The sequence below is a fragment of the Treponema sp. R80B11-R83G3 genome (assembly GCF_054786115.1).
In genome coordinates this window covers 1-737 of sequence record NZ_BDHF01000356.1, presented here as the reverse complement: position 1 = coordinate 737, position 737 = coordinate 1, and the positions used below count along the sequence as shown (strand labels likewise).

Below are 737 nucleotides of genomic sequence, written 5' to 3'. Positions count from 1 at the left end.
TCATAAAGCCTTCCCCATTCAAGACCGCGCATTTCATTTTCAACATCAATGAATACTGCGGATACCCAGTCTATTACACTGTTGAAATAATTTTTTAATTCAGTAATGTTTGTTTTTTTTCGGTGATTTGCCATATAATCGCCAATGTTGCCTTTACTTACCCAATCCAAAGCACATTCCAGAAATTCCTGACGGTTTACAGTCCCGGAAATATATGCGCTCCATTTTTGTATATTGGAGTTTTGACTGTTGCTAAATTCCGCTTTACATAAAGTTACGAAAGGCCCGGAATAAACGGCATTTAATAATTCCTGATTATTCAAAGGAACGCCCGCTATATTGATAGTCTTAAACCATTCTTTTATTTCGCTTTCAGTTCCTTCACATTCATAAACAAGCAATTTTGTTTTAAGTATTAAGTCTTGTTTATCGTCTGCTATCCCGCTGAAATACTGTTCAAGCCCGTTTTCGTCTTTAATTGCAAATTTCCCTGTAAGATAACGTCCGATACTGGTAATCCGTTGCTGACCGTCCAATACTTCAAATTCGTCATCACTTACTTTGTTGAAATATATTAGTCCAATCGGGTATTTTTTTAATAAAGACTGAATTACCGCAACATCTTTTTTTCCGTCTGCATAAATATAGTTTCTTTGATATTCCGGCTGTATTGTAAGTTTACCCGATAATCCGAATAAGCCCTTGCCCTCAAGTTCGTTATAAACATAAGACAACGC

Annotated in this window: 1 protein-coding gene; it reads right to left on the bottom strand. The window is 36.1% G+C overall.

The annotated features are described in order from the left end of the window. A partial coding sequence (locus tag ACYVRH_RS13830) for a DUF262 domain-containing protein (RefSeq protein ID WP_461257466.1) occupies nt 1–737 on the bottom strand: 737 nt, incomplete at both ends.